The organism is Phenylobacterium sp. (genome assembly GCF_030693405.1).
Classification (GTDB): Bacteria; Pseudomonadota; Alphaproteobacteria; order Caulobacterales; family Caulobacteraceae; genus Phenylobacterium.
The window spans coordinates 1-13,803 of sequence record NZ_JAUYAW010000031.1; the positions used below are offsets into that span (position 1 = coordinate 1).

General features: G+C 67.1%; 16 protein-coding genes. 14 read left to right on the forward strand and 2 right to left on the reverse strand.

Annotation, left to right across the window (positions count from 1 at the left end; genetic code table 11):
• The 9 genes from Q8N19_RS06015 to Q8N19_RS06055 form a co-directional block, all read left to right on the forward strand.
• Positions 1-412: GNAT family N-acetyltransferase (locus Q8N19_RS06015; protein ID WP_305588683.1), on the forward strand; the 412-nt coding region annotated here is incomplete at its 5' end.
• Positions 405-1,718, forward strand: coding sequence for a diaminobutyrate--2-oxoglutarate transaminase (gene ectB, locus Q8N19_RS06020; protein ID WP_305588684.1), 1,314 nt, complete (start codon positions 405-407; stop codon positions 1,716-1,718). The genes Q8N19_RS06015 and ectB, both read left to right, overlap by 8 nt.
• Before the next feature lie 12 nt (positions 1,719-1,730).
• A complete protein-coding gene (locus Q8N19_RS06025; RefSeq protein WP_305588685.1) occupies positions 1,731-2,123 on the forward strand; it encodes an ectoine synthase in 393 nt (130 codons plus the stop codon).
• A 113-nt stretch (positions 2,124-2,236) separates the two neighbouring features.
• Entirely contained in the window at positions 2,237-3,160 is a 924-nt protein-coding gene (gene thpD / locus Q8N19_RS06030) for an ectoine hydroxylase (protein WP_305588686.1), read from the forward strand.
• Positions 3,160-4,608, forward strand: coding sequence for an aspartate kinase (locus tag Q8N19_RS06035; RefSeq protein WP_305588687.1), 1,449 nt, complete (start codon positions 3,160-3,162; stop codon positions 4,606-4,608). Before thpD ends, Q8N19_RS06035 begins: the two co-directional genes overlap by 1 nt.
• A gap of 93 nt (positions 4,609-4,701) precedes the next feature.
• Positions 4,702-6,150, forward strand: coding sequence for a sodium/proline symporter (locus tag Q8N19_RS06040; protein ID WP_305588688.1), 1,449 nt, complete (start codon positions 4,702-4,704; stop codon positions 6,148-6,150).
• Between the two features lie 97 nt (positions 6,151-6,247).
• Entirely contained in the window at positions 6,248-6,817 is a 570-nt protein-coding gene (locus Q8N19_RS06045; RefSeq protein WP_305588689.1) for a carboxymuconolactone decarboxylase family protein, read from the forward strand.
• Positions 6,817-7,614 carry an SDR family NAD(P)-dependent oxidoreductase gene (locus Q8N19_RS06050; RefSeq protein ID WP_305588690.1) on the forward strand — a complete coding sequence of 266 codons (798 nt, stop codon included), beginning with the start codon at positions 6,817-6,819 and terminating at the stop codon, positions 7,612-7,614. Before Q8N19_RS06045 ends, Q8N19_RS06050 begins: the two co-directional genes overlap by 1 nt.
• Before the next feature lie 35 nt (positions 7,615-7,649).
• On the forward strand, positions 7,650-8,417 hold the full coding sequence (locus Q8N19_RS06055; protein ID WP_305588691.1) for an SDR family oxidoreductase: 768 nt from the start codon (positions 7,650-7,652) through the stop codon (positions 8,415-8,417).
• A gap of 115 nt (positions 8,418-8,532) precedes the next feature.
• Here Q8N19_RS06055 and Q8N19_RS06060 read toward each other — a convergent pair whose 3' ends face one another.
• The gene (locus Q8N19_RS06060; RefSeq protein WP_305588692.1) at positions 8,533-9,321 is read right to left on the reverse strand and encodes a M48 family metallopeptidase; all 789 of its coding nucleotides are present in this window, start codon (positions 9,319-9,321) and stop codon (positions 8,533-8,535) included.
• A 137-nt stretch (positions 9,322-9,458) separates the two neighbouring features.
• On the opposite strand from Q8N19_RS06060, the gene Q8N19_RS06065 reads away from it, so the two are divergent.
• Complete coding sequence (locus Q8N19_RS06065; RefSeq protein WP_305588693.1) at positions 9,459-9,950, forward strand: hypothetical protein; 492 nt, start codon at positions 9,459-9,461, stop codon at positions 9,948-9,950.
• A gap of 75 nt (positions 9,951-10,025) precedes the next feature.
• Positions 10,026-10,193 carry a DUF1328 domain-containing protein gene (locus Q8N19_RS06070; RefSeq protein ID WP_305281046.1) on the forward strand — a complete coding sequence of 56 codons (168 nt, stop codon included), beginning with the start codon at positions 10,026-10,028 and terminating at the stop codon, positions 10,191-10,193.
• A 19-nt stretch (positions 10,194-10,212) separates the two neighbouring features.
• Here Q8N19_RS06070 and Q8N19_RS06075 read toward each other — a convergent pair whose 3' ends face one another.
• The gene (locus Q8N19_RS06075; protein ID WP_305588694.1) at positions 10,213-10,704 is read right to left on the reverse strand and encodes a VOC family protein; all 492 of its coding nucleotides are present in this window, start codon (positions 10,702-10,704) and stop codon (positions 10,213-10,215) included.
• 231 nt (positions 10,705-10,935) lie between these two features.
• On the opposite strand from Q8N19_RS06075, the gene Q8N19_RS06080 reads away from it, so the two are divergent.
• From Q8N19_RS06080 to Q8N19_RS06090, 3 genes are all read left to right on the forward strand, one after another.
• On the forward strand, positions 10,936-11,523 hold the full coding sequence (locus Q8N19_RS06080; RefSeq protein WP_305588695.1) for a malonic semialdehyde reductase: 588 nt from the start codon (positions 10,936-10,938) through the stop codon (positions 11,521-11,523).
• 102 nt (positions 11,524-11,625) lie between these two features.
• Positions 11,626-12,393 carry a GntR family transcriptional regulator gene (locus Q8N19_RS06085; RefSeq protein WP_371133797.1) on the forward strand — a complete coding sequence of 256 codons (768 nt, stop codon included), beginning with the start codon at positions 11,626-11,628 and terminating at the stop codon, positions 12,391-12,393.
• Positions 12,394-12,598: 205 nt separating this feature from the next.
• The coding region (locus tag Q8N19_RS06090) for a TonB-dependent receptor plug domain-containing protein (RefSeq protein WP_305588697.1) at positions 12,599-13,803 on the forward strand (1,205 nt) is incomplete at its 3' end.

Below are 13,803 nucleotides of genomic sequence, written 5' to 3' on the forward strand. Positions count from 1 at the left end.
GGTGGGGTGGATCTCCGCCTACCGGCCGCCGCAGGAGCCCGACGTCCTCTTCGTCTGGCAGGTGGCGGTGGGCGAGAGCGCCAGGGGCTTAGGCCTCGCCGGCCAGATGATCGACCACCTGCTGCAGCGTCCCGCCTGCCAGGGCGTGACGAAGATCAAGACCACCATCACGCCCGACAACGGCGCCTCCTGGGGCCTGTTCAAGGGCGTGGCCCGGCGGCTCTCGGGCCCGCTCAACGACGCACCGTGGTTCCTGAAGGGCGAGCACTTCCCTGAGGGCCATGAGACTGAACACCTGGTGGTCATAGGCCCCTTCGAGCCGCCCTCCGGCGCGGCCAACCCCACCGACGGCCTGGCGGCCGACACTCGATTCACCGACCCGACCCCAAGGAAGGGAATTCAATATGTATGACGCAGAGACCCCGGCGCAGACCAAGCGCCCCTTCGCCACCTTCGAGCGCCTGGAATCCCAGGTGCGCTCCTACTCGCGCAGCTTCCCGGCCATCTTCGACCGGGCCGAGGGCTCCTGGCAGTACGACAGCGAGGGCAAGGGCTATATCGACTTCCTGACCGGCTGCTCGGTGCTGAACTATGGCCACAACCATCCGGCCCTGAAGCAGGCCCTGATGGACTACATCGACCGCAACGGCGTGGTTCACAGCCTGGACATGCACTCCCGGGCCAAGGGCGAGTTCCTCGAGGCCCTTGAGGGCAAGATCCTCAAACCCCGGGGCATGACCTATCGCGCCCAGTTCACCGGCCCCACCGGCGCCAACGCCGTCGAGGCGGCGATGAAGCTCGCCCGCAAGGTCACCGGCCGCACCAACATCATCGCCTTCACCAACGGCTTCCACGGGGTGACCCTGGGCGCCCTGTCGGCCACCGGCAACAGCCACCATCGGGGCGGGGCGCACACGCCGCTGAACGGGGTGACCCGCATGCCCTATTGCGGCTACTTCGGCGACAACGTGGACACCGCCGCCCAGCTCGACCAGATGCTGAGCGATCCCTCAGGCGGCGTCGATAATCCCGCCGCGATCATCGTCGAGCCGGTGCAGGGCGAGGGCGGTCTGAACGTCGCCTCGGCCGAGTGGATGCGCAAGATCGAGAAGATCGCCCACAAGCACGGCGCCCTGTTCATCGTCGATGACATCCAGGCCGGTTGCGGCCGCACCGGGACCTTCTTCAGCTTCGAAAACATGGGGGTGAAGCCGGACATCATCACCATGGCCAAGTCCCTGTCGGGCATGGGCCTTCCCATGGCGCTCGTGCTGGTGAAGCCGGAGTTGGACCAGTGGTCGCCGGGCGAGCACAACGGCACCTTCCGAGGCAACTGCCACGCCTTCGTCACCGCCAAGGCGGCCATCGACACCTTCTGGTCGGACGACCGCTTCGCCGCCGAAGTCCAGAAGACCGGCGAACGCCTGCGCAAACGCCTGCGCCAGATCGCGCTCGCCAACCGCGGCGTGGTCAAGGGGATCAAGGGGCGCGGCATGATGTGCGGCCTGGACGTGGGCTCCAGCGAGGTCTCCGACCCCGTGGTTGATGCCGCCTTCAAGCGCGGCCTGATCATCGAGACCAGCGGCGCCCACGACCAGATCCTCAAGGTTCTGGCGCCCCTCAACATCACCGACGCCGACCTCGACGCCGGCCTCGACATTCTTGCCGACTGTGTCGCCGAGGTTGCTGAGCGCCAGGCGCTCGGCTCGGCGGCCTAAGGAGTATTTCCAATGATCGTACGCGACCTGCACGAAGCCGAGCAGACCCGCCGCCGGGTGGTCACCAAGGGCTGGGAGAGCACCCGCCTGCTGCTGAAGGAGGACCAGATGGGCTTCTCCTTCCACATGACCACCATCTACGCCGGTTCTGAGCTGCCCATGCATTATCAGAACCATCTGGAGTCGGTTTACTGCGTCTCCGGCGAAGGCTCGATCGAGGACATCGCCACCGGCGAGGTCCACCAGATCAAGGCCGGCGTCATGTACGCCCTGGACAAGCACGACAAGCATATCCTCCGGGCCAAGTCCGAGATGAAGATGGCCTGTGTGTTCAACCCGCCCCTCAACGGGCTGGAGGTCCATGACGAGACCGGCGCCTACCCGCTGGAAGCCGAGACCGTCTGAGGCGGGCCGGGCGGCGTGACGCCGCCCTCACCCCCCACCCTTTGACTTGATGGAGCCTCCGAACCGCCCCCCGAGGGGGCCGGTCAGGAGCCCCGAGGCGGAAGGAGCCTTTCATGACCGATCTCTATCCCTCGCGGGTCGCCGACCAGCCGCAATGGCTGGCGCGCAAGGACCCCGTGATCCACAGCGACTGGCATTCGGAATCGCCGCTCAACCAGGCGCAGCACGAGGCCTTCGAGCGCGACGGCTTCCTGGTGCTGGAAAACGTCTTCGAAGCCGACGAAATCGCCACCTTGCAGGCGGAAATGAACCGCCTGCGCGGCATTCCGGCCACCCTGGATCCGCAGACCATTGTGGCCGAACCGTCCTCGGGCGCCCTGCGCTCGATCTTCGCGGTGCACCAGCAGAGCGCCCTGCTCGGGCGGCTGGCCGCCGACGAGCGCCTGGTGGCGATCGCCAACCACATCCTGGGCGACGCGGTCTACCTCCATCAGACCCGACTGAACTACAAGCCGGGCTTCGATGGAAAGGAGTTCTACTGGCACTCCGATTTCGAGACCTGGCATACCGAGGACGGCATGCCGCGCATGCGGGCCATCTCCATGTCGGTCCAGCTTGTCGACAATTTCGAGTTCAACGGGCCGCTGATGCTGATGCCCGGCTCGCACAGGAGCTTCGTCACCTGCGTCGGCGAGACGCCGGAGGACCACTACAAGCAGTCCCTGCGCAAGCAGGAGTACGGCGTGCCTGACCGCGACAGCCTGGCCAGGCTGGCCGAGCAGCACGGCATCGTGGCGCCGACGGGGCCAGCCGGCTCGGTGGTGATCTTCGACTGCAACGCCATGCACGGGTCCAACGGCAACATCACGCCGTTCCCCCGAGCCAACGCCTTCATGGTCTACAACGCCTGGGCCAACCGCCTGGAAAAGCCTTTCGGGGCCGAACGCCCGCGGCCTGAGTTCATTGCCGCGCGGGAGCAAGTCAAACGCCTGGAGCCCGTCTCCGGGAGCCTGGCCCAGCAGGTGAGGGCGGCCTGATGAACGGACATACAGTCGAGAAGATCGGCGGCACCTCGATCTCCAACACCGACGCGGTGATGGACAACATTCTGGTGGGCGACCGCCGGGGCGCCGACCTCTATGGCCGCATCTTCGTGGTCTCGGCCTATGCCGGCATCACCAACCAGCTGCTCGAGCACAAGAAGACCGGGACGCCCGGCGTCTACGCCCTGTTCGCCGGGGCCTCGGCGCTGGAGGCCTCAGCCTGGCTGGACGCCATGGCCCGCCTTCAGGCCGAGATGCTGAAGATCAACGCCGACCGGTTCGCCGAGGGCGAGGATCGCCAGACCGCCGACGCCTTCATCCTGACCCGCATCGAGGACGCCCGTTCGGCGCTCAGCGACCTGCAGCGCCTGTGCGCCCACGGCCACTTCCGGCTGGATACCCAGCTGGGCGCCGCGCGTGAGATGCTGGCCTCGCTCGGCGAGGCTCACAGCGCCCATAACCTGACGCTCGAACTGCGCCGGCGGGGCGTGAACGCCCGCTTCGTGGATCTCACCGCCTGGCACGACAAGCGGGCCCTGACGCTCGACGAACGCATCCAGGACGCCTTCGCCGACGTCGATGTCGCTCGCGAACTGCCCATCGCCACCGGCTTTGGCCAGCGGCGGGAAGGCCTGATGAAGGAATTCGGCCGGGGCTACAGCGAGGTGGTGTTCAGCCGCATCGCCGTCCTGACCGGCGCCCGCGAGGCCATCATCCACAAGGAGTTCCACCTCTCCAGCGCCGACCCCAACCTGGTGGGCGCCGAGGCGGTACGGAAGATCGGCAGGACCAATTACGACGTCGCTGACCAGCTGGCCAATCTGGGCATGGAGGCGATCCATCCCCGGGCCGCCCGCGGCCTGCGCCACGCGGGCATCCCCTTGATCGTAAAGAACACTTTCGAGCCGCAGGACCAGGGCACCTCGATCTGCGGGGCGTTCATCTCCGAGACGCCGCGGGTGGAGATCATCGCCGGCATGAAGGGGGTCACCACCCTGGAGCTGCTGGAGCAGGACATGGTCGGGGTGAAGGGGTACGACTCTGGAATCCTTGAGGTTCTGTCGCGCCACGATGTGCGGATCGTCTCCAAGGCGTCCAATGCCAACACCATCACCCACCACCTGGACGCCAATCCCAAGCAGGTGAAACGGGTCATTTCGGACCTGGAAGAGATGTTCCCAAATGCGGCCATTTCGACCCGAAAAGTGGCCATTGTTGCGGTTATTGGCAGCGATTTGAACGTGCCTGGACTGACCAGTCGGGCGACCCTGGCGCTCGGCGAGGGCGGCGTCGAGGTGCTCGGCCTGCAGCAGCTATCCCGCCGGGTCGACATCCAGTTCGTCGTCTCAGAAGACAGTTACGCCGCCGCCGTCATCGCCCTGCACCGACGTCTGGTGGAGGAGGACGGCGCGCTCGCCCGACCTCTACGCAGCGCGGCCTGAGGGCTGGCGTTTCCGCCCGCGGCCCAGCGCCGCGGGCGCTTTGTTTTTTGAACCGATTTTTGACCTGAGCATTGAACGTCACGAGGCTGCGCCATGACGATGATCGTATTCCTGCTGTGTTTGGCGGCCTTCGTGGCCATCGGCCTGGCGTCGGTGCGCAAGGCTGAGGCCTCCAAGAAGGACTACTACCTCGCCAGCAGCAACATCCGGCCCTCGCTCGCCGGACTGTCGGCGGTGGCCACCAACAACTCCGGCTACATGTTCATCGGGGTGATCGGCTTCACCTATGTCACAGGCCTCGCGGCTATGTGGCTGATGGTCGGCTGGATCCTCGGCGACTTCCTGGCCTCCCTGTTCATTCACCGCCGCCTGCGCGAGGTCACGGAGTCCTCAGGGCAGGTGTCGTTCGGCGCGGTGGTGGCCAAGTGGTCGGGGCAGGACTTCGGCGTCTGGCGCAAGATCGCCGCCGTCATCGCGGTCATCTTCCTGGGCGCCTATGCCGCCGCCCAGATCGCGGCTGGCGGCAAGGCCCTGCAGGGGGTTCTGGGCTGGACGCCGCAGAGCGGGGCGATCATCTCGGCGGTGCTGATCCTGGCCTACAGCGCCTTCGGGGGCATCCGGGCCTCGATCTGGACCGACGCGGCCCAGTCCATCGTCATGGTCTTCGCCATGACGCTCTTGCTGGTGGTGGCGGTGGTCAGCCGGGGGGGACTGGACGCCACCTATCTGGAGATGGCGGCCATTCCGGGCTTCCTGAACCTGTTCCCCGACGACCTCCTGTTCCCCGGCCTGCTGGGCATGGCTCTGTTCGTCGTCGGCTGGATGTTTGCGGGGATCAGCGTCATCGGCCAGCCCCATGTCATGGTGCGGTTCATGGCGCTGAACGAGCCCAGCGACATGGCCGCGGCCCGGGGCTGGTACTATGGCTATTTCACCCTGTTCTACCTGCTGGCCACCGGCGTTGGCCTGATGTCGCGGCTCTATCTGCCTGACCTCGGGGCCCTGGATCCCGAGCTTGCCCTGCCGACCATGGCCGTGGAGCTGCTGCCGGCGGCCCTGGTCGGGGTGATCCTGGCGGGCATTTTCGCCGCCACCATGTCCACCGCCGACTCCCTGGTCCTGGCCTGCTCGGCGGCGCTGACCAGCGACCTGGCCGGCGGCCGGATCCAGAAGGCCTGGATGATGAAGGCCACCACCGCCGTCGTCACCCTGATGGCGCTCGGCTTCGCGCTCAGCGGCTCGCGCAGCGTTTTCAGCCTGGTCATCCTGGCCTGGTCGACGCTCGCCTGCGCCTTCGGGCCCCTGATGATCGTCCAGGCCCTGGGGCGGCGGCTGACCCAGCCCCAGGCCATCGTCCTGATGCTGGGCGGTGTCGCCATCGCCTTCGCCTGGCGGATGCAGGGCTGGCACGAGCAGGTCTATGAGGGCCTGCCCGGCATGCTGATCCCAACGATCATCGGCCTGGCCATCAGCCACAGGGCGCCGGCGCGGGAAGTTGCGGAGGATGTTCCCGCCAGCGGGACCGCGCCGTCGCAGGTCTGATCAGGTGGCCGCAGGCGCCCTTGAGCAAACCGGAGCCTAGAAATCCGGGGCAAGGGGTGCGATGTCGAGGGGCCATAAGAAACGACCGGAGGACGACATGCGCCTGGCCAAGCCCAGAATCGAACCCCTCGCCGACAAGGACATGGACGCCGACCAGCGGGAGCTTCTCGCGCCCATGGCCGAGCGCGGGCGGGTGATCAACATCTTCCGCACCCTGGTGCGCGAGCCCAAGGCGATGAAGGGCTTCATGGGCTGGGGCAACTACATCCTGTCGCGCCGCAACGGTCTGCCAGCCCGGGAGCGGGAGATCGTCATCCTGCGCATCGGCTATCTGTGCCGCTCGGGCTACGAGTGGACCCAGCATGTGCCGATCGGCAAACAGGCCGGCCTGACCGACGAAGAGGTCGCCCGCATCAAGGCCGGCCCCGACGCGCCAGGCTGGAGCGCCGCCGACGCCGCCCTGATCCGCGCGGCCGACGAACTGCACCACGACCAGTTCATCACCGACGACACCTGGAAGATGCTGGACGCGCATTTCAGCGACAAGCAGAAGATGGACGTGGTGTTCTCGGCCGGCCAGTACACCCAGGTCTCGATGATGCTGAACACCTTCGGCGTCCAGCTGGATGAGGGCCAGACCCTCGATCCCGACCTGAAGGGCTTCTGATGGGACGGCTTGAGGGCAAAACCGCCGTCATCTGCGGGGCCGGCCAGACGCCGGGCCAGACCATCGGCAATGGCCGGGCCATGGCCACCCTGTTCGCTCGCGAAGGCGCCCGGGTCCTGTGCGTCGACCGGGTGGCCGAGCGCGCCCAGGAGACGGTGGACCTGATCACCGCCGAGGGCGGACAGGCCGAGGCTTTCGCGGCCAATATCGCCAAGGCCGACGGCGCGGCCGCCGTGGTTGCCAGGGCCGCCGAGGCCCTCGGGCGTATCGACATCCTGGTGAACAATGTGGGTATCGGCGGCGGCGACGGCCCGGCTCACAAGGTCGAGGAAGACGCCTTCGACCGCATCCTGAGCGTCAATCTGAAAGGCGCCTGGCTCACCAGCAAGGCGGCCATCCCCCTGATGCGGGAGCAGGGCGGCGGCGCCATCGTCAATATCTCGTCCCTGGCCTCCCTGGCGGGCGGGACGCAGGTGGCCTACGAAGTCTCCAAGGCGGCCATGAACCGCCTGACCACCAGCATCGCCCAGTCCAACGCCAAGTACGGGGTGCGCTGCAACGCCATCCTGCCCGGCCTGATGGACACGCCCATGGCCGTGGCCGGCATCGCCCAGGCCACCGGCCAGGATGAGGAAGCCGTCCGCCAGGCCCGCGGCGCCCGGGTGCCCCTGCTGGCCAAGATGGGCACGGCCTGGGACACCGCCTATGCGGCCCTGTTCCTGGCCAGCGATGAGGCCGCCTTCATCACCGGCGTCCTGCTGCCGGTGGACGGCGGCATGTCCAGCCGGATCGGCTGACCGACCTTTTATCCAGCAATTTCCAGGAGCGTGTTTTGAAGAACCTGTTCAGCGTCGAGGGCAAGGTTGTCCTCGTGACCGGCGGCAGCCGCGGCATCGGCGAGATGATCGCCCGCGGCTATGTGGAGAACGGCGCCAAAGTCTATATTTCCTCGCGCAAGGCCGAGGTCTGCGACCGGGTGGCCGATGAGCTGTCGGAATACGGGACCTGCATCTCACTGCCCTTCGACCTGGGCGGCATGGCCGGCATCGAAGGCCTGGCCAATGCGGTCAAGGAACGGGAGAGCCGGCTGGACGTGCTGGTGAACAACGCCGGCGCCACCTGGGGCGCGCCCATCGATGAGTATCCGGAGGACGGCTGGGACAAGACCGTCGATCTGAACGTCAAGTCGATCTTCTTCCTGACCCAGAAGCTGCTGCCCCTGCTGCGGGCCGCCGCCACCGCCGAGGAACCCTCGCGGGTCATCAACATCGCCTCGGTCAACGGCATCGAGCCGCCGACCCTGGAGACCTACGCCTATTCCACCTCCAAGGCCGGCTGCATCATGCTGACCCGCCACCTGGCCAAGCGGCTGGCGCCCGAGCACATCCTGGTCAATGCGATTGCGCCCGGGCCCTTCCCGTCCAAGATGATGGCCGCGACCCTGGCCCAGGCTGGCGACGCCATCGCCAAGAGCAATCCCCGCGGCCGGATCGGCCAGCCGGAGGACATCGCCGGCGTGGCCATCTTCCTCAGCAGCCGGGCCTCGGCCTACACGACCGGCGCCGTGGTGCCCTGCGACGGCGGCTCAGCCGAGTTCTAGAGCCTGAAGCGATCAGACGGACCCGTCTGATCGCTGGAGCAGGCTCTAGATCCAAAGTGTAGAGCGCGTTTTGTCCGATGACCGGGGCCCACTTATCGGAACGCGCTCCGACCCCTCAGGAATAGCCGCGCGCGGCGATGTAGGCGTCCAGCTGCTGGACGCGCGCGGCGTCCGAGGGGTGGGTGGAGAGAATGGCCGGGACCGATGAGCCGCCCCGGGCGGCCATGCGCCGCCACAGCTCCACCCCGCGCCGGGCGCTGAAGCCCGCCCGCACCATGAGGTCCAGGCCAATGCGGTCGGCCTCAAGCTCGTGCTGGCGAGAATAGGGGTTGAGCACGGCGACCTGAAGGGCCGGGCCTGCGTAGCGGCCCAGCGTCTGGGCCAGGCCGCTGTCGGCGTTCTGGGTCGCTGCGCCCACCAGGCCTGCGCCCACCTGGGCCAGAGCCGACTGGGAGTAGCGTTCGGCCGCATGGTTGGCCATGACGTGGGCCACCTCATGGCCGAGCACCGCGGCCAGTTCATCGTCATTGGCGACGAAGGCCATCATGCCGGTGGTCACGCCCACCTTGCCGCCGGGCAGGACGAAGGCGTTGACCGACTTGTCCTCGAACACCGCATATTCCCAGGCCTGGTTGCGCAGGGTGGTGGCGGCGACGATCTGGCCGCCGATCCGCCGCAGGCGAGCGTTGGCGGCCGCGTCATTGGACAGGCGCGAGGTCTGCTTCATCTGCGCCCAGGCCTGCGCGCCCTGCTGCGACAGGGCGCCCGGATCGACCAGCAGCACCTGCTGGCGGCCCAGCTCCTCGCTGTACGAACAGGCGGCCAGGCCCGCCGGGGCGCTCAGCGCCACCAGGAGGGCCAGGGCGCGAAGGCGGCGCGGCGCCGTCTTGGCGATCATCATCATGGTCGGTCTTCCCTCAGTATGGGCGCAGCTTACCGCAAGAACGCACCAGTCGCGAAGAGGCGCCCAGATGGGGTTTGACGGAGGGAGCAACACGGGCTACCGCTATTAAGAACTAGTCGCAATAAAGGTGCTTGGTCATGGCCGATGACGCCGCCGCTCTTGCCCGCAAAACGCCCGCGCGGGGGACAGGCGATCTCTCCAGCGGCGAGCAGGTGATCCTTGCGGGGCTGCGGCTCTGGGCGGGCTTGCGGCTGTCTGGCGAAGCGCCGCAGCCCTGCGTGCGCCAGTTGATGGCCGCCCAGGTGAGCGACCGGGCCGGGGCCATCTTCGTGGCCATGATGGAGGCCCTGGAGCGCCAGACGCGGCGGCCGCTGCAGATCGCCTGCGGGGCCTGCGCCGGCTACGGAGAGGACGAGCAGCGACTGATCGTGGCCTGCGGCGTCGCCCGGGTCGATATGCAGATCGCTCGCGCCCTTCTGGCGCCGCTGGTCAGCCAACCGGAGCCAGTGGCCATCTTCGCCCGAGCCCTGAACATGGTGCTCGCCCATGAGGGGCTGCACCTGCCGGCCCGTCTGGAGACGGGCGAACCGACCCTTTGCGGCCGGCCGGTGGGGGCGACCCTGCATTGAGCGTTCGGCTGCAGGACGCTTCTGTGGAACGCAGAGCGTCCGGTCGCGTTTTCAAGCTCAAGCTTGGAGACGAAGATGCTGAAATGGGCCGGGATATTCCTACTGGTGATGATCGCCGCGGCGATCCTTGGCCTGTTGATCGAGGCGGTGCGGATCATCGCCTGGGGGCTGTTTGTGGTCTGTCTCGTGGGCTTCTTCCTGACGGGCGGTCTGAAGTTCCTGACCCGCGGACGAGGCGACTGACCCCGCCCGCGGGTGGCGTTTATTCGCGGGTGTAGTCGGCGGGAATGACAGGTTCGGGACCCGCCTTGCCCCACAGCACGATCTCATTGCCCCACGGGTCGCGGAAGGCGTGGTTGAAGCCGTTGAATTCGGACCAGTAGTGGTCGCGCCACAGGATGGTCGCGCCGCGCTTTTCAGCCTCGCCCAGAATGCGCTCAGGGGTGTCGTCGTCGCTGATCAGGATCCAGACGCGGGGCTTGCGGCCCTCGACGCTGGCGGTGCGGGGCTCGACGCCTCCTAGCGCCGGGTGGGGGCGGGCGTTAGCCGTCTTGAAGATGCCCAGGTGCAGATTGCCGATCTCACTGTCGGAGCCATCGGGGTTGCGGAACTGACCGCCGGGCACCATCCGGTGATAGAGGCCTTCGGGCCTGGCGTCGTTGCGCCAGCCGAACACCTCGGCATAGAAGGCGCCGGCGGCGGCCGGATCATCGGCGGCCAGATCGACAAAGATCAGGGTGTTGGGATAGCCCACGAAAAACTCCTCTCATGCTCCGGGCCGGCGACCGGCCCGGGCGGACCCTAGGGGAGGGCGGTGGTCGGGTTCTTGTCCTGGGGCGAACGAGACCTTGTCTGAACGCGTCTCGCCTAGCGGTTGGGCGGCCTGCTGAAATTTTACTGGAAATGTGCAACTGGACTGTTCAGAGGACCGTCCATCTGGACACTCTGCCCCCGACGCCCGTCACCAATCCTCCAAGGAGCCCCCGTGCAGGACCTCGCCGATCCGACTCTCGACCAGCTGTTCCGTCAGGCGCGCAGCCACAACGCCTGGTCCGACACGCCCATCGACGACGCGGTCCTGGAGCGACTCTATGATCTGCTGAAGTGGGGGCCCACCTCGGCCAACTGCGGTCCGGGGCGGTTCGTCTTTGTCCGCTCGCCCGAGGCCAAGGACCGGCTCGCCCCGCATCTGTCCCGGGCCAATCGGGACAAGACCATGGCCGCCCCGGTCTGCGTGATCGTGGCCTATGACCTGGACTTCGCCGAGCAGTTGCCCAAGCTCTTTCCCCACGACCCGAGCGCGCGCCACTGGTTTGGCGACCCGAAGGTGCGGTTCGAGACGGCGCTGCGCAATTCCAGCCTGCAGGGCGCCTATCTGATCATGGCCGCCCGCAGCCTGGGTCTGGATTGCGGGCCCATGTCCGGCTTCGACAATGCCGGCCTGGATGAGGCCTTCTTCGCCGGGACCAGCTGGCGGTCCAACTTCCTGGTGGCCCTGGGGAAGGGGCGCCCCGAGGGCGTCTATCCGCGCAATCCGCGCCTCGACTTCGACGAGGCCTGCCAGGTGCTCTGACCGACCGCTGGCCGGGTCTGACATTTCAGACTAGACCAGAGGGTGACCGGCCATGAGAGCCCGGCGTCGGAGGAAGGAACGAGCGTGGTGCGGAGTTTGAGCGTGACCCCCGAGGGTGAGGCCAAGGATCAAGGACCGGTGAGTATCATCGCCGATTCCGGAGAGTGGTCGCCCGAGCTCCAGAAGGCGCGGGCCTACGAACAGATCCTGCTCGACATCATCCTGGGCGAGCTGCCCCCGGGCGCGCGGCTGGACGAACAGACCCTGACCCGCCGCTACAGCACCGGCCTGGCCGGCATTCGGGACGCGCTCGGCCGCCTGGCCCTTGAGGGCATGGTGGTTCGCCGGTCCCGGGCCGGAACCACAGTGTCGCCCCTGGATCTGGTGGATCTGCGGGAGGGCTACGAGGCCCGGGCCCTGATCGAGCCGCACTGCGCGGCCATGGCGGCGAAGAACGCGACGCCCGAGGAGATCGCCCAGATCACCTCGACCTTCGATGACGCCGAGCGGGCCGACCGTGAGCAGGACCGCCGGGCGCTGATCGCCATGGACCAGAGGTTCCATGCCCTGATCGCCCGGGCCAGCCGCAACGCCGCCCTGGCCCGTATTCTGATCCCCCTGCAGCACAAGGCCGCCCGCTTCTGGGTCTATTCCATGGGCACGACCACGGAAGAAGAGCGGCTGGCCGACATCTGCCTGCACCGGGCCGTGGCCCAGCGGATCGCCGCCCGCGACGCCGAGGGCGCCCGGGCTGGCATGATCCTGGTGCTCGGCACCATGCCTCAGACCGTCAAGCGATCCCTGACTGGCCGGGGGGAGGAGGACGCGTCATCCGCGAGCCCGGAGGCGCCGGTAGCGCCTGCAGGTTGAGCTGCGACCTGGCGCTGATCCGCAGGTGGGCGCCAGGGCGGGCATTTTGAACGCTGGACGGGCGCCTCTGAAATTCCGACTGAAATTTCACGAGACATTTTTGACCTGAGGCCGCGGTCGCGAGACTTTCTCCTTCAAGAGGCGCGCGGACGCGGGGATAACCGCCACCCGGCGGAGGGTCCGCGCCCCTCCTGAAGAGGGCGATATGTCAAAGAGACTCATGTTGGTCGCGGGCGCCTCCCTGTCCGCGCTGATCGCAAGTCCGGGCCTGGCCTGGGCGCAGGTTGATACGGTCGACGAGGTCGTGGTCACGGCGCAGGACCGGACCGGCCTATTGGAGAAGGACCCCAGCAACAGCGTCTTTGGCCTGGACAAGGCGCTGATCGAGACGCCGCGCTCGGCGAGTTTCGCCAGCGACGTGACGCTGGAGCGTTACGGCATCGAGAGCATCGACGACCTGACGGCCATTTCGCCCGGGACCTATACGGCCAGCTTCTACGGCGTGGCCGGCGCCCTCAACATTCGCGGCACCCTGGCGGAGAATTATTTCCGCGGCTTCAAACGGATCGAGAACCGCGGCACCTATTCCACCCCCATCGCCAACGCGGCCCAGATCGAGATCGTGCGCGGGCCGCCGACGCCGATCTATGGGGCCGGCAAGGTGGGCGGGATGCTCAACTTCGTGCCGAAGTCCGGCCGCACCGAAGGCGCCTATATCTCGGAGATCTCCGGCGAGGCGGACTTCACGGTGGGCTCGTACAACCGCAAGGAAGCCTCGGGCCAGATCAGCATTCCCCTCAACTTCGCGGGCCTGGAAGGGGGGCTGAACCTCTACGGCCAGGCGGAGAACTCCGACAGCTTCTATCGCGGGATTTCGCCGCGCCGGGAGATGCTGCAGGCCTCGGTGGACCTGGAGCTGGGCGGGGGCTGGCGCACGGCGTTCGGCGGCATGGCCTTCCATTCCGACGGGGACGTGCAGACGCCTGGCTGGAACCGCCTGACCCAGGACCTGATCGACAATCAGACCTATATCACCGGCCGCGACACCAGCCTGGTGGACGCCAATAGGGACGGCAAGCTGACCCCCAACGAGATCGGCTTCTATCCCTACGCCTCGGCCATGTATATCGCCTACTACGGCTTCCCGAGCAGCAGCGCCAAGCACACCCTGGACACCGGGGTGGGAACCACAAAGCTTGATCCGCGGACCGTCTATATCAGCGACGCCGACTTCTCGAACTCATGGACCCGGACGGGCTATTTCGACCTGATCCGCGACTTCGACAACGGCTCGGCGCTGAAGTTCCAGCTCTTCTATGACGAGCTGAAGAACAAGCGGTTCGTCTCCTACGGCTATCCGGCCATGTTCGACTCCCAGGTCGGCGAGGCCCGGGTCACCTACGACTTCGA

Coding starts and splice junctions, on each gene's coding strand:
- Q8N19_RS06045 (WP_305588689.1), top strand. CDS start 6,248: ATGCGCCTGGCCAAGCCCAGAATCGAACCCCTCGCCGACAAGGACATG.
- Q8N19_RS06035 (WP_305588687.1), top strand. CDS start 3,160: ATGAACGGACATACAGTCGAGAAGATCGGCGGCACCTCGATCTCCAAC.
- Q8N19_RS06040 (WP_305588688.1), top strand. CDS start 4,702: ATGACGATGATCGTATTCCTGCTGTGTTTGGCGGCCTTCGTGGCCATC.
- ectB (WP_305588684.1), top strand. CDS start 405: ATGTATGACGCAGAGACCCCGGCGCAGACCAAGCGCCCCTTCGCCACC.
- Q8N19_RS06070 (WP_305281046.1), top strand. CDS start 10,026: ATGCTGAAATGGGCCGGGATATTCCTACTGGTGATGATCGCCGCGGCG.
- Q8N19_RS06060 (WP_305588692.1), bottom strand. CDS start 9,321: ATGATGATGATCGCCAAGACGGCGCCGCGCCGCCTTCGCGCCCTGGCC.
- Q8N19_RS06050 (WP_305588690.1), top strand. CDS start 6,817: ATGGGACGGCTTGAGGGCAAAACCGCCGTCATCTGCGGGGCCGGCCAG.
- Q8N19_RS06025 (WP_305588685.1), top strand. CDS start 1,731: ATGATCGTACGCGACCTGCACGAAGCCGAGCAGACCCGCCGCCGGGTG.
- Q8N19_RS06065 (WP_305588693.1), top strand. CDS start 9,459: ATGGCCGATGACGCCGCCGCTCTTGCCCGCAAAACGCCCGCGCGGGGG.
- thpD (WP_305588686.1), top strand. CDS start 2,237: ATGACCGATCTCTATCCCTCGCGGGTCGCCGACCAGCCGCAATGGCTG.